Here is a 17,994-nt window from a genome sequence, read left to right as displayed (position 1 = left end):
CGCCACCGCGATTTTCGAACGGCGGATTCGCAGTGGCGTTACGCTCGGCGCGCTTGAGAGAGCACGTGTACCGGCACGTCGTCGGCCCACGGTTGGCGGGTCACCATGTCCGCCACCTGGACGTAGCCGCGTTCGAATTCGCCGGTCGCCGCGTCCACCAGCCGATACTGCTGGGTCTGCCGGTGAATGGGCTGCGCGTCGAGCATCACGACGCGGACCTCAGCCGGCTCGAAGTGGCAGCGCTTCTGCAACGCGGCGACCAACTGCTCGTTGCTGAAGTGGCCGTCACCGAAATTCCACCCGATCGCCGTGCTGGTGACTCGTTCTCCGTCGGTCAACACGAAGTCGTCCTCGTTATGACCGGCCATTACGCGGTGCGCCAGCGTGAACAGCGCCCGGCCGTGAGTGTTGAACGCGCGGAACGCATATCCCATGTACATCGGAATCTGCGCGGCTTCCTTGCTGCCGTAGAACTTCTCCAGTTGCGCGGCGGGCATGCTCGAGATCGCGACGACGTGCTCGGCGATCTTCGCCTCCGCCGACGCCTTGATGCACCACAGCGTGGTGTCCCAGTTGCCGGCGTAATATCGCATGCCGGGCAGAAAAGAGACTTTGCGCGGGAACAAGTTTCCGGCCACGACGGTGCCGGCCACCACCGCGAACAACAGGATCGGCAGTGGGCTGGTCAGGTCCGCGAGCCCGACCGATGGGTGCCCTACGAACAGCGCCAGCACGCTGAACATCATGAAGACGTTCCACTCCAGCGGCACCCCCATCGGGATCGACGACAAGATGCCGAAGTGGAAGCACAGCATGACGAATGCGGCGATCGCGCCTGCCCAGCCGCCGTGGCTGAAGAACAACACCAGCGGCACCAATCCCTCGATCGCGGTGCTGAAATGCGCGAGCCAACGGGATCGCCGGCCCGGGCGCAGGTCGTCCGGAAAGTGTTCGAAGAAACCACGTTTGATGAACCGCGGCCGAAACACCGGGTTGTTGCTCATCATCGTCGAGATCACGAAGGGAAAGTGCTTGTTCAGTTTCGATGTCGCCGCGCCGAGCCAGATCACCAGACATACGAGCTTGGCGCCGAGGATCATGTCCACGCCATAGCCGGCGAACAGGAACGCCACCGTGAACGAGGCGTACACCTCACCACGGGCCGCCAGGAAGATCACCTTGTCGCGCAATCCCAGCACCGCCAGCACGCCTAACACCGCCCAGATCTGCCACGCCGGCAGCACGCCGACCGTCGTGCCGAGGGCAGGCACCGGCCCGGCGCCGTCGGAGAAGATCGCGATGGTGAGCAGCACCAGCAACGCCGCATAGAGCAGTGCGTCGAAGGGACTGCGGCTATCCCCCTTCGTCAACGGGATCCGGCCGGGCCACGGTGGCAGACGAATCGTGCCGGGCCGCAGCCAGTAGAGGATCGATCCCATCGGTGGGAAGAAGCGGTTGTTCAACGGGCCAAAGCCGCAACCGAGGCCGACGACTTCGAACAGCATCGTGTAGAGCACGACCTTCTCGAACACGATCGGCTCGGCGTACCAGTGCGCGACGCTGGTGAAGCCGGTGATTCCGGTGGTGGTCAGCGCCACCAGCCAGGCCGCCAGGATGTAAAGCACGATCTTGACGACGTAGAACAAGTGCAGCAGCACCGGGGTGCCGAAGCCAACCTCTGCCCAGTGCCGGGCCATCGGGATGATCTTCTCGGCGCGAGTGCCTTTGCTCCACTCTTCGAAATTGACCTGCGGAGTGTCCTGTTTGAGGAATCCCATGGCGGCAAGACTAGAACGTGTTCTAGGCCGATGGTTCCCGTTCGTGGGAAACCGCGTCCGGTAAATCCTGTCGGCAGAACTCTTGATTACTACGATGCGTAGTAGTGGTGATCCGCGATGACACGTCGGCTTTCAGCGCCACCCAGATCCGCCGAGTGTGCTCTGCGTTGGGCGGCAATACTTTTCGCCGTTGGTTGGTGGCGATCCTGATGGCGCTCACCGGCCGCCGGGCGCTGGAAGCCGCGATCGGCATCGGCATCCTCTTCGCGATCACCGGTAGACTGGCAGAGTCGCGAATAAGCGACGGCAAGGTGGTGCACCGATGACCTTTACAGCAGGCACTCTGTTCTTCGACGGTGCGTGCGGAATGTGCACCCGCTCCATGGATTTACTGCTCAGATTCGACCGCACCGGCAACATAGCGACCGAGCCACTCCAGAGCCCCGGAGCAGCTGAACGGCTTGGCGTCGCGCCGGCCAGCCTGCTGGATTCGGTCCGCTGGCTGGACTCTTCGGGCGCGGTCTACTCCGGCGCCGAGGCCGCCAATGCGGCGGTGTCGACAGCGCTCGGCACGCGCATCCCGTTGGTGGTCTACCGAATTCCCGGGATCCGGTCTATCGAAGAAGCCGTCTATCAATGGGTCGCCGGACACCGGTACAAGTTCCCGGGGACCACGCCGTACTGCGAGACACATCCGGCCGCCTGCTAGGGCTGGCCGGCGGCTAAGTCTTACGCGGCGGGCGCGGCACGAATCGGGGAACCCGGTCGATCACCTCTTGGTAGCTGGGCCGCCGCTCCAGGCTGCGCGTCTCCATCATCGGGATGCTGCCGCCGAGGAACATGCCCAGCATCCCCAGCGCACCGAGGCACAACCACCATGCATCTGACGGCGAGACGGCAACACCGAACAGTGCCAGCGAAACCCAGAAGCTGAACTCCCCGAAGTAGTTCGGATGCCGCGACCACGACCACAGCCCGCGGTCCATCGCCTCCCCAGCGGCCTTGTCGCGAACAAATCGGTGCATCTGCGTATCGGCGGCCAACTCGAGACCGACGGCAGCAAGTCCCACCGCCGTAGCCAGGTAGGTCAGCCAGGCGATGTCGGCGCCGGGCCAGGTCACCGCGGCGTACACCGGCAGCATGCCGGCGAACACCAGCAGTGTCGGGATGAGATGGATCGTCACCAGGTCGACCACGAATTCCCACCGCCCGGCGCGCTCGCGGAACATCGGGTAACGCCAATCCTCGTGGTGCAGGCCGGGAAACGAGTACAGCCAGTTCGCGGTCAGGCGAATCGCCCACAGCAGCACCACCGCCGCGATCAGCCAGCACCGCACCTGCTGCACGCCGGACTGACTCCACCAGTAGAACAGCAGCACAGGCGGAATCACGCTCCAGTAGGCGTCGTAGAAACTCGAGTTGCCGTACGCCCGGCTGAACGCGAAGACCACTAGCGTGGCCAGCAGGTCCGCGATCAGCGTGTCCAACAACAGTCGGCCGGTGTGCACACCCCAGGCCAACCATCCGGCACCGACGGCGATGGCTACGACATACGCCACTGCGACGAGTGCCAGCGACTGCGTCTTGCTTCTCGTCGTCACGTGCGTTTCCTCTCCCAAAAGGGGCTCTTGACCGCTTCGAGTGCTTCGGTGACATAACGATCGAGTGCCCGCGGCTTTTTGGTCGACTGGCGAACCCATTGCTGAAACCCGAAATCGGCTGCAGCAAAGGCGAGTTGGACTAATAGAGCGGGCCGGATGTCGGCACCGGAGTTGCTGCCCATCCGTGCGGCCACCAGCTTGGTCACTCGATCCTTATCCGCTGGAAGGTGCACGGTCAGCTTGCCGAGCAGGTCAGGTGCGACCAGCAACGCCTCCCGCCACTCCTCGGTGTCGGCCACGCCGAACGACCGCGTCCGGGTGACGATCGCGTTGATCAACGCGACGTCGGGCTGCTCGGCAGCCGGTCGCGCCTCGAGGAGGCCGACGATCGCGGTGCCCCCGTGCCGGACGGGAGCCAGCAGCAACTCCTCCTTCGTCGGCACGTACCGAAAGAAGGTGCGCACCGAAATCCCCGCGGCCGAAGCGATTTCCTCGGTCGTCACGGCGTCGTACCCGCGCTCGATGAACAGCCGGAACGCGGCCCGACGGATGTCGGCCCGAATCTGCGCGCGCTGCCGGTCGCGCAGCGACTCGGTCATCGGAAGCAACCGATCCCGCCGTCGACGTGGATGGTCTGCCCGGTGATGAAGGTCGAGTCGCTGCTGAGCAGGAATGCGACCAGTGCGCCCGCGTCGTCGCGCACGTCGCCGATGCGCTTCATCGGAACCCGTTTGACGGCCTTGTCGTACTCCTTGGGAGCAAACGATTTCCAATATTTGATGCCGTCGGACTCGACGAAGGGGCAGACCACGTTGACCCGGATGTTGTCCCGACCCCATTCCAGCGCCGCGACTTTCGACAGACCACGGATGGCTTCTTTGGCGGCAGCGTAGCCGCCCCACTTGGGTTCGCCGCCGGTGCCGGTGCCCGAGCCGAGGTTGACGATCGACCCGCCACCGGCTGCGACCATCAGCGGATGCACGGCCTGCATCAGCAGGAAACTGGCCCGCGGCCCGACCTCGTGACCCAGCGCGATGTCCTCGATCGTGATGTCGACGAATGCCTTGGGCTCGTTGGTGGCGATCGCGTTGTTGACCAGTCCGTGCACCGTGCCGAAAGCATCGACGGCCGCGGCGACGATCCACTGGGCGCTGTCCGGATCACGCAAGTCGGCGACCAGTTGCTCGACGCGCCCGGCTGCCCTGAGTTCGTCGGTGGTGGCGGCCAGCTTCTCGCCGTTGATGTCGACCAGCAGCACCGACGCTCCCCGCTCGAGAAGTGCAGTGGCGACGCCCTTTCCGACGCCCTGGGCTCCGCCGGTGATGATCGCGACGTGCCCGCACATCGAGTCGGGGTGGGCGTAGCTCAAGTCACCGACGCGAGCCGCGCCGCCGGTCGCCCAGCGAACAGCGGAAGGTCCAGATAGGTCTTGATGCCGGGTTCGGCGGCACAGACGTCGGGGATGGCGTTCACGCAATGGTTGGCGGTGACCACGACGCCCGGATTCTTCACCAGCCCTTCGGCGATCGTCTCCGGCTGCAGACCCTTAAAGGTGAGGTTCACGGTGGGGTCGCCGGTGATCTCGACCTCGAAGCGTTCCCCGATGCCGCCGAAATCCCAAGCGGGCTCCAGGTTTTCCTCGCCCATCAGCCAGTTGACCGCGGCCGTGACCACCGGTTCGCCGTCGACCAGCGCCTGCCAGCGGAACCGGCGCGCGGCCACGCTGCCGGTGGTGATCGGAAACGGCGCGTAGTCGATGTCGGCGGTGGCCACCGCGACGTCCTGGATCGTCCTGATGTTGGCGTCGATACGAAAACCCATGTGGTCGGCGATCATTCGCACTGACTGCTTGAAGCCGGCTTCCAGCAGGCCGGCCATCGGGCCTTCCATCGCTTCTTCGGGTGTGCCACCGAAGCCCATGATGTGGCGCACCACGTCCGGTGCGTTGTAGGTACGGATGTCGGAGAACTCTTCGGCACGCACGTGGGTGACCGCCGACACCAGCGACGAGATCATCAGCGGGAACCGTTCGGTGATACCGCCGGGATGAATACCGGAACCGTGTAGGGTCACGCCGGCTTCGACCGCGGCGTCGGCGACCGCTTGGTGCCGGGCATTTCCCGGATCGGGGTATACCCATCCGACCGGGGTCACGATGTTCTTGCCGGACCGCAGAATCGCCACGACCTCGTCGTCGTTGGGAATCAGCGGGCTGTACATCACACAATCGGCGTCGATGGTCAGCGCCTCGTCCTTGCTCGATGTCGCGGTGACGCCGAGCGTTTCGATGCCGAGGATCTCACCGACGTCGCGCCCGTTCTTGTCCGCGCTGTGCACCCAGCACCCGGCAAGCTCGAGTTGTGGGTGGTTCAGCACGCATTCGATGGCGGCCTTACCGACCCCCCCGGTGGCCCACTGGATGACGCGCAGCTTCGGCGGATTGGTCATGCCTGGCACAGTATGACCGGTTGGCAGTCACTGTCAACGATGGCTCAGCCAAAGATGCCCGGCGGGATGGCCGGCTCGCGGTCCAAGTTGTGGACCCGCAGGTTGAGCTCGTTCACGTCGTCGATTCGCTGCGCTGCACTCAGAAATCGTTGCTGTTCAACGGGATCCACCACTCCATCGACCAGCCTGGTGAACTTGCCGATGTAATCCTCCCGCTCGAAGGGTCTCGCCCCCAGCGGATGAGCGTCGGCCACTGCCAGCTCATCGCTGATCACCTCGCCGCTTGTCAGCGTCACTTCCGCTCGGGCGCCGAACGCCTTCTCCCGCGAATCGTCCGAGTGATAGCGACGGGTCCACTCCGGGTCTTCGACGGTGGAGATCTTGCGCCACAGTGCAATTGTGTCCGGCCGGTGCGCTCGTTCTGGCGCGTAGGACAGTTCGTGATCCCAGCTGCCGTCCTGCAGCGCGACGGCGAAGATATACGGCAGCGAGTGATCGAGCGTCTCTCTGGATGCGTCAGGGTCGAACTTCTGCGGGTCAGCGGAGCCGGTGCCGATCACATAGTGTGTGTGGTGGCTGGTGTGCAGCACGATCGTCGCGATCTGGTCGAGGTCGCCGATGCGCTCCCGCAGCCGGCGGGCTAGATCGATCGGCGCCTGACTCTGGTATTCGGCGGAATGCTCTTTCGTGTAGCTGTCCAGGATCGCGCGCTTGGGTTCACCTGGCGCGGGCAGCGGCACCTGGTAGGTGTGCTCGGGACCCGACAGCAGCCAGGAGATCACACCGTCCTCCCCCTCCCAGATCGGCGCGGGTGCGCCCTCGCCGCGCATCGCCCGGTCGACGGCCTCGATGGCCACCTTGGCGGCGTGAGCGGGCGCGAATGCCTTCCAGCTGGAGATTGCTCCTTTGCGGGACTGGCGCGTGCACGTGGTCAGGTGCAGCGCCTGCCCGATCGCTTGGTAGATGGTGTCGACGTCGAGCCGCAGCATGGTGCCCAGACCGGCGGCCACCGACGGGCCGAGGTGGGCGACATGGTCAATCTTGTGCTCGTGCAGGCAGATTCCTTTGACCAAGCCGATCTGCACCTCATACGCCGTGGCCAGACCCCGGATTAGGTCGCTGCCCGGCACGCCGAGTTGCTGGGCGACCGCGACCAGCGGCGGAATGTTGTCGCCCGGATGGGAGTAGTCGGCGGCCAGAAAGGTGTCGTGGTAGTCGAGTTCGCGAACAGCAACGCCGTTGGCCCAAGCGGCCCACTCGGCGGAATAGCTGCCGTCGACGCCGAAGACCCCAGCGCCCGGGCGAGCGGGATGCGCGAGCGCCTGGTGACGGGCAACGGTGACCGGTCGTCTGAGCACGGCCGCGGCGCTGACTGCCGCGTTATCGATGATCCGGTTGATCACCATCGCTTCCGTCTCCGACGGGACCGCTACCGGGTCGACTGCGACCTGCGCGATCTTGTAGGCCAGGTGCTCGGTGACCGGAAAGGCGTCGGCGCTGCGGTGCGCCCGGACAGGATGACTCAGGACTGGTCAGCTCCCAGCTATTTAGCCTCAGCGACCGGCGGCCGGTAGAACAGCGCCAGCTGACCGAACGCCCCGCCGATGCCCAGCAGCAGCGAACCGAACAGTCCGTGCCAGCCGGGGTGGAACAGTTGGGGCCCGAAGATCTGGTAGTCCAGGCTGAGTCTGCCGGGGCCCGTCGTGGCGATGGTTACCGCCGTGACGGCCAGGATCAGGTTGTACTCCCAGCCCTCCTTGACGATGAAGAATCCGTTGTGGCGATGCACGGTCCACGCCGCTACCAGCATCAACGCCACGAAACCCGCGGCGGGAATCGGCGTGAGCAGGCCGGCGGCCAGGCCCAGCCCGGCGCTGATCTCGGTGGTCGCGGCGACGACGGCCTGAAACTTGCCGTATTTCATCCCGATGCTCTCAAACCAGCCCGCGGTTCCGGGTATCCGTCCGCCACCGAAGAATTTGTTGTAACCGTGAGCCGCCAGGGTCAAGCCCAGCACCAGCCGCAGAATCAGCAACCCGACGTCAGAGGCATCATTCATAGACGCCAACCTAGATCATCGGGTAGGCACGGGATAGGCAGAGGTATCCTGCCAGCCGCACCCCGACGTAGAAGGAGCGACCCATCAAGATTGCGATCATCGGAGCGGGCAACGTCGGCCGCACGCTCGGTACGGCGTGGCGCACCGGCGGCCACGACGTCACTTTCGGCCAGGTGATCATCAACGCGGGCGATCTGACCCTGGCCCGGCTGCTGGAGCCCTACGCGCTGCTCTGGATCCACCTGGCCCTGCAGCGCGGTCTCGGTACCAACTTCGGGTTCGGCCTGCTGCGCGGTCGATCCTGAATATTCGGATGTCCACAAGGCCGGTGATACTGCTGGACGGTGCCGCCTCGGCGCCGCCGGAAGTTCTGGGCCATAAGGCGCACGGCATCGACATGATGCGCCGCAACGGCTTGCCGGTGCCGCCGGCGTTCTGCATCACCGCCGAGGTGGGTGCGCGTTACCGCGCTGAGCCCGCCGCAACCCTCGACGCGATCTGGGATGACGTGCGTGATCGAATGCGCACCCTGGAAGCCGCGACGTCGCGCACGTTCGGCGACGGGCCACGGCCGCTGCTGGTCAGCGTGCGCTCCGGCGCCGCGGTCTCGATGCCTGGGATGATGGACACCCTGCTCGATCTCGGATTCAGCGATGCCGTCGAAAACGCTTTGGCTGCCGAAGGTTCGGTGGAATTCGCCCGCGACTCGCGGCGGCGCTTCACCGAGTCGTACTCGCGGATCGTGACCGGTCCGGCGCCCGACGACCCGTACCAGCAGTTGCGGGCCGCGATCGAGGCGGTGTTCGCCTCGTGGGACTCGCCACGCGCCGTCGCCTACCGCTCCCATCACGGCCTCGACGATCGCGCCGGCACCGCCGTGATTGTGCAGGCGATGGCCTTCGGCAACCTGAACTCCAATTCCGGAGCAGGGGTGATGTTTTCGCGCAACCCGATGACCGGGGCCGACGCCGAGTTCGGCGAATGGCTGCCCGGCGGTCAGGGTGACGACGTGGTGTCGGGCACGGTCGACGTCGAGCCGATCGCCGCACTGCGTGACCGGCTGCCTGCCGCCTACGACGTATTGGTCAACGCTGCACGGTCATTGGAGCGATTGACGACGGATGTGCAGGAGGTCGAATTCACCATTCAAGACGGCACGCTTTGGCTGCTCCAGACCCGGGCCGCGAAGCGCTCAGCGCAAGCCGCTGTGCGGCTGGCCCTGCAGCTACTGAGCGACGGGCTGATCGACGAAGCCGAGACGCTGCGACGGGTGACGCCTGCACATGTGGAGGCCTTGCTGCAGCCTTCTCTGCAACCGGAAAACCGTTTGACTGCACAGCTTTTAGCCACCGGGCAACCAGCCGGACCGGGCGTCGCCTCGGGTCGGGCTTATACCGATGTGGACGCGGCCATCGACGCCGCCGACCACGGCGAAGATGTCATCCTGGTTCGCAACCACACCAGCCCGGACGACATTCACGGCATGCTGGTAGCGCGCGGAATCGTCACCGAAACCGGGGGCGCCACCAGCCACGCGGCGGTGGTCAGCCGTGAGCTGGGCCGGGTGGCCGTGGTCGGCTGTGGCAGTGGGGTCGCCGAGTCACTGGCCGGCAAGCTAGTCACCGTCGACGGCAACGCGGGCGAAGTCCGATCCGGGAGCCTGCCGCTGTCCGCCTGGTCCGAAGCCAACACTCCCGAACTGCTCGAATTGGCCGACGTCGCAAGGCGGATCAGCCCGCTGCGGGCGCATTCCGACGGCGACTACCCCCGACTGGACCTCCACTCCGAGGCCGCGGTGCGCACCGCACTGGCCAGCGGGCACAGCGACGTGGTGTCCGCCAGCCCGCTGCTGGCGATGCTGGCCGCGATCCGGGTCTCGTCTTGACCGAACTTGCTGTGCTGCAGGCGGTCCGGCTAAAGGGGCGGGTTGGCCGCGACGATCTGACTGCGACGTTGCGCGAAGAAGTTGGCCCGACCGTGGACGGGTTGGTCGAAGCTGGTCTGCTGGCCGACGGACCGACACTGCGCATCAGCCCCGAGGGTCGCGTGCGTCTGGAGGAACTGCTGACATCCGAGCGCCAGCACGTCGACGCGGACGCAGTCCTGGCCGCGTACGACGAATTCCGTTCCGTGAATGCTGAATTCAAGGCGCTGGTCACCGACTGGCAGCTCAGGGACAGCCAGCCCAACAACCATGATGACGCCGACTACGACGCCGCCGTGCTGACCCGCCTCGACGAAGTCCACCACACGGCGATGCTCGTTGTGAACGCCGTGGCTGCTGAACTCCCGCGACTGAGCCGCTACGCCGCGAAGTTACAGACAGCGCTGGACCGGGTGCGCGCCGGGGAAACGATGTGGCTGTCTCGCCCGCTGATGGACTCCTATCACACCGTGTGGTTCGAACTGCATGAAGAGCTGATCCTGGCCGCCGGCCTGACCCGCGAAGCCGAAGACGCGTAACCGCTTTCGTCTACAGTTCCGCGTCCAGCCGGGCCATATAGTCATCGATATCGCCGACTGCCGACTCGGCTGCGTGCACGCTGACCGTCACGGTGTCCCCCATGCCCCAGACACCGTGGGTGAGGCCGATCACCGACGAGAGCCCCGGAAAAACTGCGGTCAGCAGGACGGGCACGGCGCCGAACGTCAAGTCGACGGGCACGCGATAAATGCTTGACACGACGGTGTTTCCGGCAACCCGCGCCGGCTGGACTTCGGGATCGAACAAGCTGGCACCCCAGCGCAACAGCGGAGCGGGCGTCGCGGCGAAAGCCCGGTCCGCGGCCCGAAATGCGGGATGCTCGGAACGAAGGCGGGCATTGGTCAGGTCAGTGGCGATTTTCGCGATGCGGGCCTGCCGATCCAGGTTCGGATACAGCCCGATCGTGGCATTGGCGAAGTGGTTATGGGCATGAGGCACACCGGGTTTGGCCATCGTCACCTCGGCCGCCAGTGACGAGACCACGTCGCCAAACTGCCCGGAGAGCGCCCCGGACGCCGCGGCCAGCACCGCGACGGTGGCCGTTTGTCCGCGCAGCTGCGAGCGATGCCGCACCAGCGTGCGCATGGGGCGTGCGCCCGTCGGGTGAGTATTGGTGCACAGCGCGGGCTGCGGTCCGATCGCAGGCGGCAGCAGCCCCGCACGGGTATCGCTGACCAGCTTGCGCTGCGCGCGCGCCGCGTCGAATGCAAGCCAGGGCAGGAACCCTCGGGACTCAGGTACCAGCTTGGGCACCGGCGTCTCGCGGCCGAACAGCCACGCGGCCATGCCATCCGCCAACTGCATGCCCGACGGTGGCCGTCCGAACACCGTGCAGCGCGTGCGCGAACTGCATGACCGCGACGGTGGCCGGTCCGGCGCTGCCCGCAACACCGTGCACCGGCCGAACAGATGCATGCGCCATGGCGCACGGCGGATGTCGAGTTGGTCATCGAAGAGCCGGCCGACCGCGTCCAGGCAGCCTTGCCAGCTGTTGTCGTCGAGGTCGTGGCGCACGATCCGGTCGGCCTCGACAGTGGTCGGTACCCAGCGCGGGTAGGTCAAAGGCGATCCGTCTTCGACCCGGACCGTCAAGGCGCGGCTGGCATTCGCGCGAGTGCACACCTCGTTGATGGCGTGTCCGAAATCCGTTGGCAGACCGTCGAATGCATAGAGCAAGAACTCATCGCTGGGGATTTTGGCCGACATCCAGTAGAACTGCGCGTCGATCGCAGTCATCCGGTTCGGCATGTCAGCATCCTATGGATCCACAGTTGGTCCTTTATCCACAGCTGGCACTTCGCGGCTACCGCGGTGTCGGTGATCGTCGTTATTATTCGAACATGCGCGCTAGTAGTCGTGAGGAGATCGTCGAGGTTCTCGACGCGCTTTCGGCTGCTCACAAGTGCGCCCTGGATTTGACGTTTGACGTGTTGACGACGCCCGAGCGGCTCGGTGTGCTGGAAAGCCTTGAGCAGATGCGGCGCGGGCAGCCGGCCATCGAACACGCGCTGATCAACCAGCTCGCCGGGCAGGCCGACCCGACCGAGTTGGGTGGCAAGCTCGCGCCGGCGTTGGCGAACCGGTTGCGGATCAGCCGCGCCGAAGCCTCCCGCCGCGTCCATGAAGCCGCTGATCTCGGTGAGCGGCGGGCGTTGAATGGTGAACCCCTGCCGCCGGTGTTGGAGGCCACTGCCGCCGCGCAACGCAACGGCGAGCTCGGTGCCGGTCATGTCGCGGTGATCCGCAGCTTCTGGCATCGCCTGCCCGATTTCGTCGACCTCGAGACCCGCGCCACGGCTGAGGCGCAGTTGGCGCGGCTAAGTTTGGAGCATCGCCCCGACGAATTGACCAAACTGGCCGACAAGCTCACCGATTGCCTCAACCCCGACGGTGACTTCACCGATGTGGACCGCGCCAAACGCCGCGGCCTGACCATCGGCACCCAAGACATCGACGGCATGTCCCCGATCAGCGGATGGCTCAACCCCCAAGCCCGCGCCACCCTCGACGCCGTCTTCGCCAAACTCGCCGCCCCCGGCATGTGCAACCCCGACGATGACGAACCCTGCATCAGCGGGACACCGTCACAGGCCGCCATCCAGGGCGACACCCGCACCGCGAGTCAGCGCAACCACGACGCGCTGCTGGCCGCCGCCCGGGCGCTGCTGGCCTCCGGTGGGCTCGGCCAACACAATGGGCTACCCGCCTCCCTCATCGTCACCACCACCCTGCAGGAGTTGGAGGCCGGCGCCGGGCGTGGGCTGACCGGCGGCGGCACGCTGCTGCCGATGTCCGATGTGATCCGGCTCGGCTCGCACGCCCATCACTATCTGGCGATCTTCGACCACGGCAAAGCCCTGGCGCTGTATCACACCAAACGCCTGGCCTCACCAGCCCAGCGAATAGTCCTCTACGCCAAAGATCGCGGCTGCACCTTCCCCGGCTGCACCATCCCGGCCTACCTGTGCGAGGTCCACCACTGCGACCCCTACCGGACCAACCCGGTCACCGACATCAACCAACTCACCCTCACCTGCCACCCCAACCACGACCTCACCGAACAAGGCTGGACCACCCGCAAAAACAGCCGCGGCGACACCGAATGGATCCCCCCACCACACCTCGACCGAGGACAACCGCGGGTCAACACCTACCACCACCCCGAGAAACTCCTACAGGACGACGACGACGCGCCCTAGGGATTCAGCCGAAGTTGGTCGCGCCTGGGCAGTACACGTTGATCGCGTCTTGCATGAAAGGCCGAACCTGTTGGTTCGTGAAGCCCAGAGCTTCCAGCTCGTTACCGATCTTCGACATGGCGACGCGCCATGGGCTTGCGTGCCCGCCGAACTGAATGGCGTACGAATCCCCCCGCGAGAGACCCTCGTCGTCGCAACGTTCATGCGCGAGGGCGAGCAACCGATCCGGCGGGCCGATGTTCAGTCCGTCGTTCGCCAACGACCCCAGGAACTGGTCATCCTGCGGATCAGCGTGGGCAACAGCTCCCGTCAGCAGTACAGCTGTGGCGGCGGCGAGGCTGACGAACGGTTTGACGACCATGGCTAAGCGTGCCACCGATCACTACGCAATGCGAGTCCGGGAATCCCTACGGGGCCGACCCGATGAAACTCAGCACCAGCTCGGCAACCTTGTCCGGCTCATCGAGTTGCAGGAAATGTCCGGCGCTCTCGACGACGGTCATGTCGCTGTCGTCGGGTAGCGCGTCGGGGACCCAACGCGTGAAAGCCGATGTCATGCAACCGTCGTCGCGTCCGTGCAGGTAAAGGCTCGGCAGCTTCGGCTTCGACATCCAGTGCCGGTGCAGGTCGCGATACTGAGCCGGCGGGCGGGTGTTGCGGACCGCCGCCCGGTAGGGGCCGAGCGCGGCGCGCCAGCTCTCCGGTGTGCCGATGGCCGCATCGACGTGGCGCAGGTCGGCTTTCGCGTCGTAGCCCGGCGACCACCTCTTCCACAGTCGCGGCAACACCCACGACGCGGAACGCTCTGGTAGCCAGGGTAATTGGAAGTACATGACGTACCAGCTGCGCAGCAGCTGCGGTGGGATCTGCGCCAGCAAGCGGCCGGCGTCGGACACCCGGCCCCGAAAGGCCGCCGCCGGCGGCACCGACATGATCACCGCCTTATCGAAAGGGCTGTCCGGCATCGCCGCCAACCCATTGGCGGTCATCGCGCCCCAGTCGTGGCCGATCACTACGTCGCGGTCGCTTCCCCCGACGGCTTCGCGCACCCGAAGCGCATCGTCCATCAGCGCACCGATGTGATAGCTGCCGTCGGATGGAATGGACGATGGCGCGTAGCCCCGCATGAACGGTGCCACCACACGCCAGCCGGACTCGGCCAGCTGGGGCGCAACGTTGCGCCAGCCGTACGCGGTGTCAGGAAAACCGTGCAGACACAACGCAATTGGACCATCGTCGGGTCCCCACGTCAGGGCCTTTAACTCAACGTTGGGAGCTTGGACATCGATCCAACGGTGTTTGGCCATTACCTCATTCCTTCGCTGGGGCGGTTACGTAGTCGATTCAGTAGTGGTCGAAATCGGAGATCAGCCAGCGCTCGCCGATTTTGTCGAGCGTCACCCGGGCGGTGGACCCGGTTTCCGTCGGCGGACCATCACCGATCGTGACGTTCTGCGAAATGAACACCAGGACCACAGCATGATTCGGGGTCGTGATCTCCGGCGCCGCATCCGGCACCATGGCGCTCGCCACGATGCGCTCTTGTTTGGCGTGCGGAATGAGTTCCTGCCGCGTCCGCGTCGTGTACGTGTCGAGGAAGCCGCCGGTCAACCGTTCCCGGGTGACCGCTACATCGTGGTCGATCGTGTCGTAGCGGAACGTCAGGATCGCATCGGTGGAATCCTTTGCGGCCGCCACTGATTCGGCGCGGGCTCGCTCGACGTGCCTGATCGAGGCGTCGTGCCACTTCAGCAGACCCGCGGCGATCGCCAGCAACAACACGAATGCCGGCACCAACCCGTAGACCAGCACCCGTGACCAGTTGACTCGCCGCGTCATGACACGAACGCCACGTCGGAGATCTTGGCGCCGTCGCCAACCTTGTGCACGGTGATCCGCATCCGGAAGAACTGCGTCTGCTGATCGGCCGGCCCGGGATCCAGGGCCTTCACCGTCACCGCAATCATCACCCGGCCCTGTTCACCGTTCTGCGATTCGAGGCCGACGTCGGTGACGGTGCCCAGCGACTTGGACCGCGACCGCTTGGCCACATCTATATAGGCCTGTTTGTGGTGCGCGAAGCTGTCGGCGAACGTGCCCATCGCAGAGTCTTGGATTCGCTGCGCGTCAGCGTCGGCGTGTTGGGGGTCGACCGTGCTGAGATCCAGCGCGACGTCCTGCGCGGCCTGCACGAAGAGACTGCGTTGGGCTTCCCGATCCCTAGCCTCGTAGGCGCGGAACCCGAGCCAGCCGACCAGTCCCGCCACCACCACCGCGGCGATCAACCCACCGATCAGTGCCATCCGATTTACGTGGGCAGCATTTTCTGTCCGCCGCAGGTACACGACGTCGACTGGCACATCGTCGGGCATATTTCCCAACGTACGTGGTCGTGCAAGGCCGCCTCGTCCAGGGACCTAGACCGACGCCGCCGCATTCTCGAGCTCGGCGACGATGATCTTGCGCATGCCGTACATCGCCTTGGTGGCGGCGGTAGCGCGCTCAGGATCGGGGTGGTGGACCAGGTCGTACAGCCGCTGGGGAACCACCTGCCAGCTCAGACCGAAGCGGTCCTTGCACCAACCGCACTGCGACTCCTCGCCGCCATCGGTCAGCCGATTCCAGTAGTAGTCGACCTCGTCCTGGTCCTGGCAGTTGATCGTGAACGACACCGCCTCGGTGAACGAGAAATGCGGCCCACCGTTGATCCCGATGAACCGGTTGCCGTCGAGAACGAAGGTCCCGGACACGACCGACCCGGGTTCCCCGGGTGTGGCGTCGGTGATCCGATTCAGCGCCTCGATGCGTGAGTTGGGAAAAATCGAGGCGTAGAACGTCGCCGCCTCTTCGAGGTTGTGGTCGAACCACAGCGTGGGCGTAATCGAGGGCATGCCGTCTCCTGGGTGCGGTTCACAGGTGTCTGAAGAGGTAGACCCCGGCGAACGCGAAAACTCATCTGAGTAACGTCAAAGTGCGATCGACCGAGAGGACCGCCTGTGACTACCGTGCGCAACACTCCCAAGACTGCCGAGTTCTCCGGGATTCAGGGACTCACCCTGGTCGCAGACGAGTGGCTCGGTCAGTCGGCCCGGGGTAAAGCGGATGTGGCCGCCGATCGCCCCAGCATCCTCATGTTGCACGGCGGCGGTCAGAACCGGCACTCCTGGAAGAACACCGGCCAGGTCCTGGCTGACCACGGCTTCCACGTCGTCGCGCTGGACAGCCGCGGCCACGGCGACAGCGATCGGTCGCCGAACGCCGACTACGACATCGACACGCTGACCGCCGATGTCATGCAGGTGCTTGACGCCATCGGCCGGCCGGTCATCCTGATCGGGGCCAGCATGGGTGGGCTGACCGGCATCCTGGTCGCCGACCGGGCCGGACCGGAGCGGGTCACCCGACTGGTGCTGGTCGACGTGGTGCCGCGGTTCGAGAAAAACGGCAGCGCCCGCATCCGCGACTTCATGTTCAGCGGGCTGCACGGGTTCGCCACTCTCGACGAGGCCGCGGAGGCCGTCGCCGCCTACCTGCCGCACCGGACCAGGCCACGCAGCCCGGAGGGCCTGAAGAAGAACCTGCGGCTGCGCGACGGTCGCTGGCATTGGCACTGGGATCCGGCCTTCATGACCAAGCCGGGCGACGACCCGGAGTTGCGTACCGAGAACTTCGAGCGCGCTGCCGCCGACCTGACCATCCCGGTCCTGCTGATCCGCGGCAAGCTCTCCGACGTGGTCAGCCCCGAGGGCGTCAAACATTTCCTGGAGACCGTGCCCAACGCCGAGTTCGTCGAACTGGCCGACGCCGGACACACCGCGGCCGGCGACGACAACGACGCATTCAGCGACGTCGTGGTGACGTTCGCGACGCGCTAGACCTTAACGCGCTAGCCGCCTACGCCAGGTTTCTCGGCGTGACCGCCGAACTGCTTGCGCATCGCCGAGAGCGCCTTGTTGGCGAAGTCGTCGAGGCTGCGCGAGGCGAAGCGGGACTGCAAGGCGGTCGTGAGCACCGGCGCGGGGACGCCCTCGTCGATCGCGGCGATCGCGGTCCAGCGGCCCTCGCCGGAGTCGGAGACTCGGCCGGAGAACTCCTTGAGATCCGGTGACTCTTCGAGCGCGATCGCGGTCAGATCCAGCAGCCACGACCCGACGACGCTGCCGCGGCGCCACACCTCGGCGACGTCGGCGATGTCGAAGTTGTACTGGTAGCACTCGGGATTCGACAGCGGCGCGGTTTCAGCGTCGCCCGCTTCGATGATGCGCTTGCCGATGTCGGCATTGCGCAGGATGTTCAGGCCCTCGGCGAGCGAAGCCATCATGCCGTACTCGATACCGTTGTGCACCATCTTGACGAAGTGCCCGGCGCCGGTCGGGCCGCAGTGCAGATACCCCTTCTCGGGTTGCGCGACCTCGCCCTCACGGCCCGGGGTGCGCGGCGCCGAGTCAACTCCCGGCGCGATCACCGAGAACAGCGGCTCGGCATGCTCGAATGCGTAGTCGTCGCCGCCGATCATCAGACAGTAGCCGCGATCGCGACCCCACACGCCGCCGCTGGTGCCGCAGTCGATGAGGTGAATCCCCTTCTCGGACAGCTTCTTTGCGTGCGTCAGGTCGTCGCGATAATACGAGTTGCCGCCGTCGATGACGATGTCGCCCTTCTCCAGGGTGTTCGCGAGATCGTCGATCACCCCGCTGGTGATCGTGCCGGCGGGCACCATCACCCACACAACCCTTGGTGCAGTGAGCTTTTCGGCCAGCTCCTTCAACGACGACACGCCGGTGATGTTCTCGACGTCGTCGAACGCCTTCACCACGGTTGAGTCGTGGTCGTAGACCACGCCCTCGTGTCCGGCGTCCACCACTCGGCGGATGATGTTGCCACCCATTCGGCCCAGGCCGATCATCCCCAGTTGCATGTTGTC

Annotated in this window: 20 protein-coding genes and 1 pseudogene; 7 read left to right on the top strand and 14 right to left on the bottom strand. The window is 65.6% G+C overall.

Translation table 11 applies throughout. The annotated features are described in order from the left end of the window. Nucleotides 1-38: 38 nt before the first annotated feature. Nucleotides 39-1,778: a DUF3556 domain-containing protein gene (locus ACQY5A_RS14535; RefSeq protein WP_428341032.1), complete on the bottom strand. Its 1,740-nt coding sequence runs from the start codon at nucleotides 1,776-1,778 to the stop codon at nucleotides 39-41. A 104-nt stretch (nucleotides 1,779-1,882) separates the two neighbouring features. On the opposite strand from ACQY5A_RS14535, the gene ACQY5A_RS14530 reads away from it, so the two are divergent. Then, the gene (locus tag ACQY5A_RS14530; RefSeq protein WP_428341031.1) at nucleotides 1,883-2,104 is read left to right on the top strand and encodes a hypothetical protein; all 222 of its coding nucleotides are present in this window, start codon (nucleotides 1,883-1,885) and stop codon (nucleotides 2,102-2,104) included. Continuing rightward, the gene (locus tag ACQY5A_RS14525) at nucleotides 2,101-2,487 is read left to right on the top strand and encodes a thiol-disulfide oxidoreductase DCC family protein (RefSeq protein WP_428341030.1); all 387 of its coding nucleotides are present in this window, start codon (nucleotides 2,101-2,103) and stop codon (nucleotides 2,485-2,487) included. Before ACQY5A_RS14530 ends, ACQY5A_RS14525 begins: the two co-directional genes overlap by 4 nt. A gap of 13 nt (nucleotides 2,488-2,500) precedes the next feature. Here the strand turns inward: ACQY5A_RS14525 and ACQY5A_RS14520 are convergent, their stop codons facing one another. From ACQY5A_RS14520 to ACQY5A_RS14495, 6 genes are read right to left on the bottom strand one after another with little or no spacing between them, the layout of a single operon-like run. Continuing rightward, complete coding sequence (locus ACQY5A_RS14520) at nucleotides 2,501-3,379, bottom strand: DUF1295 domain-containing protein (protein ID WP_428341029.1); 879 nt, start codon at nucleotides 3,377-3,379, stop codon at nucleotides 2,501-2,503. Continuing rightward, nucleotides 3,376-3,978: a TetR family transcriptional regulator gene (locus ACQY5A_RS14515; RefSeq protein WP_428341028.1), complete on the bottom strand. Its 603-nt coding sequence runs from the start codon at nucleotides 3,976-3,978 to the stop codon at nucleotides 3,376-3,378. The genes ACQY5A_RS14520 and ACQY5A_RS14515 overlap by 4 nt, the downstream gene beginning before the upstream one ends. Beyond that, the gene (locus ACQY5A_RS14510) at nucleotides 3,975-4,748 is read right to left on the bottom strand and encodes an SDR family NAD(P)-dependent oxidoreductase (protein ID WP_428341027.1); all 774 of its coding nucleotides are present in this window, start codon (nucleotides 4,746-4,748) and stop codon (nucleotides 3,975-3,977) included. The genes ACQY5A_RS14515 and ACQY5A_RS14510 overlap by 4 nt, the downstream gene beginning before the upstream one ends. After that, nucleotides 4,745-5,827, bottom strand: coding sequence for an NAD(P)H-dependent amine dehydrogenase family protein (locus ACQY5A_RS14505; RefSeq protein WP_428341026.1), 1,083 nt, complete (start codon nucleotides 5,825-5,827; stop codon nucleotides 4,745-4,747). Before ACQY5A_RS14505 ends, ACQY5A_RS14510 begins: the two co-directional genes overlap by 4 nt. A 44-nt stretch (nucleotides 5,828-5,871) precedes the next feature. Further along, nucleotides 5,872-7,353 carry a 2-methylcitrate dehydratase PrpD gene (gene prpD / locus ACQY5A_RS14500; RefSeq protein WP_428341520.1) on the bottom strand — a complete coding sequence of 494 codons (1,482 nt, stop codon included), beginning with the start codon at nucleotides 7,351-7,353 and terminating at the stop codon, nucleotides 5,872-5,874. Between the two features lie 17 nt (nucleotides 7,354-7,370). Next, nucleotides 7,371-7,886 (bottom strand): DoxX family protein, encoded by a 516-nt coding sequence (locus ACQY5A_RS14495; RefSeq protein WP_428341025.1) that lies wholly within the window; start codon nucleotides 7,884-7,886, stop codon nucleotides 7,371-7,373. A gap of 173 nt (nucleotides 7,887-8,059) precedes the next feature. Between ACQY5A_RS14495 and ACQY5A_RS14490 the strand changes: the two genes are divergently transcribed. The 3 genes from ACQY5A_RS14490 to ACQY5A_RS14480 are packed head-to-tail and all read left to right on the top strand — an operon-like array spanning nucleotide 8,060 to nucleotide 10,349. Next, entirely contained in the window at nucleotides 8,060-8,191 is a 132-nt protein-coding gene (locus ACQY5A_RS14490; RefSeq protein ID WP_428341024.1) for a hypothetical protein, read from the top strand. 23 nt (nucleotides 8,192-8,214) lie between these two features. Further along, on the top strand, nucleotides 8,215-9,771 hold the full coding sequence (locus ACQY5A_RS14485) for a pyruvate, phosphate dikinase (protein WP_428341519.1): 1,557 nt from the start codon (nucleotides 8,215-8,217) through the stop codon (nucleotides 9,769-9,771). Then, the gene (locus ACQY5A_RS14480; RefSeq protein ID WP_428341023.1) at nucleotides 9,768-10,349 is read left to right on the top strand and encodes a MarR family transcriptional regulator; all 582 of its coding nucleotides are present in this window, start codon (nucleotides 9,768-9,770) and stop codon (nucleotides 10,347-10,349) included. The genes ACQY5A_RS14485 and ACQY5A_RS14480 overlap by 4 nt, the downstream gene beginning before the upstream one ends. 10 nt (nucleotides 10,350-10,359) lie before the next feature. Here ACQY5A_RS14480 and ACQY5A_RS14475 read toward each other — a convergent pair. Then, nucleotides 10,360-11,619: pseudogene (locus tag ACQY5A_RS14475) on the bottom strand (DUF1298 domain-containing protein). Between the two features lie 92 nt (nucleotides 11,620-11,711). Here ACQY5A_RS14475 and ACQY5A_RS14470 point away from each other — a divergent pair. Beyond that, the gene (locus tag ACQY5A_RS14470) at nucleotides 11,712-13,070 is read left to right on the top strand and encodes an HNH endonuclease signature motif containing protein (protein WP_428341022.1); all 1,359 of its coding nucleotides are present in this window, start codon (nucleotides 11,712-11,714) and stop codon (nucleotides 13,068-13,070) included. 4 nt (nucleotides 13,071-13,074) lie between these two features. On the opposite strand, the gene ACQY5A_RS14465 is transcribed toward ACQY5A_RS14470, so the two are convergent. Genes ACQY5A_RS14465 through ACQY5A_RS14445 form a run of 5 tightly spaced genes read right to left on the bottom strand, consistent with a single transcriptional unit; the run spans nucleotide 13,075 to nucleotide 15,961 of the window. Next, nucleotides 13,075-13,446: a DUF732 domain-containing protein gene (locus ACQY5A_RS14465; protein ID WP_428341021.1), complete on the bottom strand. Its 372-nt coding sequence runs from the start codon at nucleotides 13,444-13,446 to the stop codon at nucleotides 13,075-13,077. Between the two features lie 31 nt (nucleotides 13,447-13,477). Next, nucleotides 13,478-14,377 (bottom strand): alpha/beta fold hydrolase, encoded by a 900-nt coding sequence (locus ACQY5A_RS14460; protein WP_428341020.1) that lies wholly within the window; start codon nucleotides 14,375-14,377, stop codon nucleotides 13,478-13,480. A gap of 37 nt (nucleotides 14,378-14,414) precedes the next feature. Then, nucleotides 14,415-14,909, bottom strand: coding sequence for a hypothetical protein (locus tag ACQY5A_RS14455; RefSeq protein WP_428341019.1), 495 nt, complete (start codon nucleotides 14,907-14,909; stop codon nucleotides 14,415-14,417). Further along, a complete protein-coding gene (locus tag ACQY5A_RS14450) occupies nucleotides 14,906-15,442 on the bottom strand; it encodes a mammalian cell entry protein (RefSeq protein ID WP_428341018.1) in 537 nt (178 codons plus the stop codon). Before ACQY5A_RS14450 ends, ACQY5A_RS14455 begins: the two co-directional genes overlap by 4 nt. 45 nt (nucleotides 15,443-15,487) lie before the next feature. After that, nucleotides 15,488-15,961: a VOC family protein gene (locus ACQY5A_RS14445; protein WP_428341017.1), complete on the bottom strand. Its 474-nt coding sequence runs from the start codon at nucleotides 15,959-15,961 to the stop codon at nucleotides 15,488-15,490. Between the two features lie 105 nt (nucleotides 15,962-16,066). Between ACQY5A_RS14445 and ACQY5A_RS14440 the strand changes: the two genes are divergently transcribed. After that, nucleotides 16,067-16,945, top strand: a complete 879-nt coding sequence (locus tag ACQY5A_RS14440) for an alpha/beta fold hydrolase (protein ID WP_428341016.1) — start codon at nucleotides 16,067-16,069, stop codon at nucleotides 16,943-16,945. 11 nt (nucleotides 16,946-16,956) lie between these two features. Here ACQY5A_RS14440 and gnd read toward each other — a convergent pair whose 3' ends face one another. Further along, nucleotides 16,957-17,988, bottom strand: coding sequence for a phosphogluconate dehydrogenase (NAD(+)-dependent, decarboxylating) (gnd, locus tag ACQY5A_RS14435; protein WP_428341015.1), 1,032 nt, complete (start codon nucleotides 17,986-17,988; stop codon nucleotides 16,957-16,959). Nucleotides 17,989-17,994 lie beyond the last annotated feature (6 nt).

Origin of the sequence: Mycobacterium sp. (assembly GCF_965277065.1) — a bacterium.
Lineage (GTDB): Bacteria > Actinomycetota > Actinomycetes > Mycobacteriales > Mycobacteriaceae > Mycobacterium.
This window is presented reverse-complemented; position numbering and strand designations above follow the sequence as displayed.

What these genes read in the sequence shown, in the direction of transcription:
- ACQY5A_RS14470 (WP_428341022.1), top strand. Translation starts at nt 11,712, where the DNA reads ATGCGCGCTAGTAGTCGTGAGGAGATCGTCGAGGTTCTCGACGCGCTT.
- ACQY5A_RS14515 (WP_428341028.1), bottom strand. Translation starts at nt 3,978, where the DNA reads ATGACCGAGTCGCTGCGCGACCGGCAGCGCGCGCAGATTCGGGCCGAC.
- ACQY5A_RS14450 (WP_428341018.1), bottom strand. Translation starts at nt 15,442, where the DNA reads ATGCCCGACGATGTGCCAGTCGACGTCGTGTACCTGCGGCGGACAGAA.
- gnd (WP_428341015.1), bottom strand. Translation starts at nt 17,988, where the DNA reads ATGCAACTGGGGATGATCGGCCTGGGCCGAATGGGTGGCAACATCATC.
- ACQY5A_RS14495 (WP_428341025.1), bottom strand. Translation starts at nt 7,886, where the DNA reads ATGAATGATGCCTCTGACGTCGGGTTGCTGATTCTGCGGCTGGTGCTG.
- ACQY5A_RS14460 (WP_428341020.1), bottom strand. Translation starts at nt 14,377, where the DNA reads ATGGCCAAACACCGTTGGATCGATGTCCAAGCTCCCAACGTTGAGTTA.
- ACQY5A_RS14535 (WP_428341032.1), bottom strand. Translation starts at nt 1,778, where the DNA reads ATGGGATTCCTCAAACAGGACACTCCGCAGGTCAATTTCGAAGAGTGG.
- ACQY5A_RS14445 (WP_428341017.1), bottom strand. Translation starts at nt 15,961, where the DNA reads ATGCCCTCGATTACGCCCACGCTGTGGTTCGACCACAACCTCGAAGAG.
- ACQY5A_RS14525 (WP_428341030.1), top strand. Translation starts at nt 2,101, where the DNA reads ATGACCTTTACAGCAGGCACTCTGTTCTTCGACGGTGCGTGCGGAATG.
- ACQY5A_RS14505 (WP_428341026.1), bottom strand. Translation starts at nt 5,827, where the DNA reads ATGACCAATCCGCCGAAGCTGCGCGTCATCCAGTGGGCCACCGGGGGG.
- ACQY5A_RS14455 (WP_428341019.1), bottom strand. Translation starts at nt 14,909, where the DNA reads ATGACGCGGCGAGTCAACTGGTCACGGGTGCTGGTCTACGGGTTGGTG.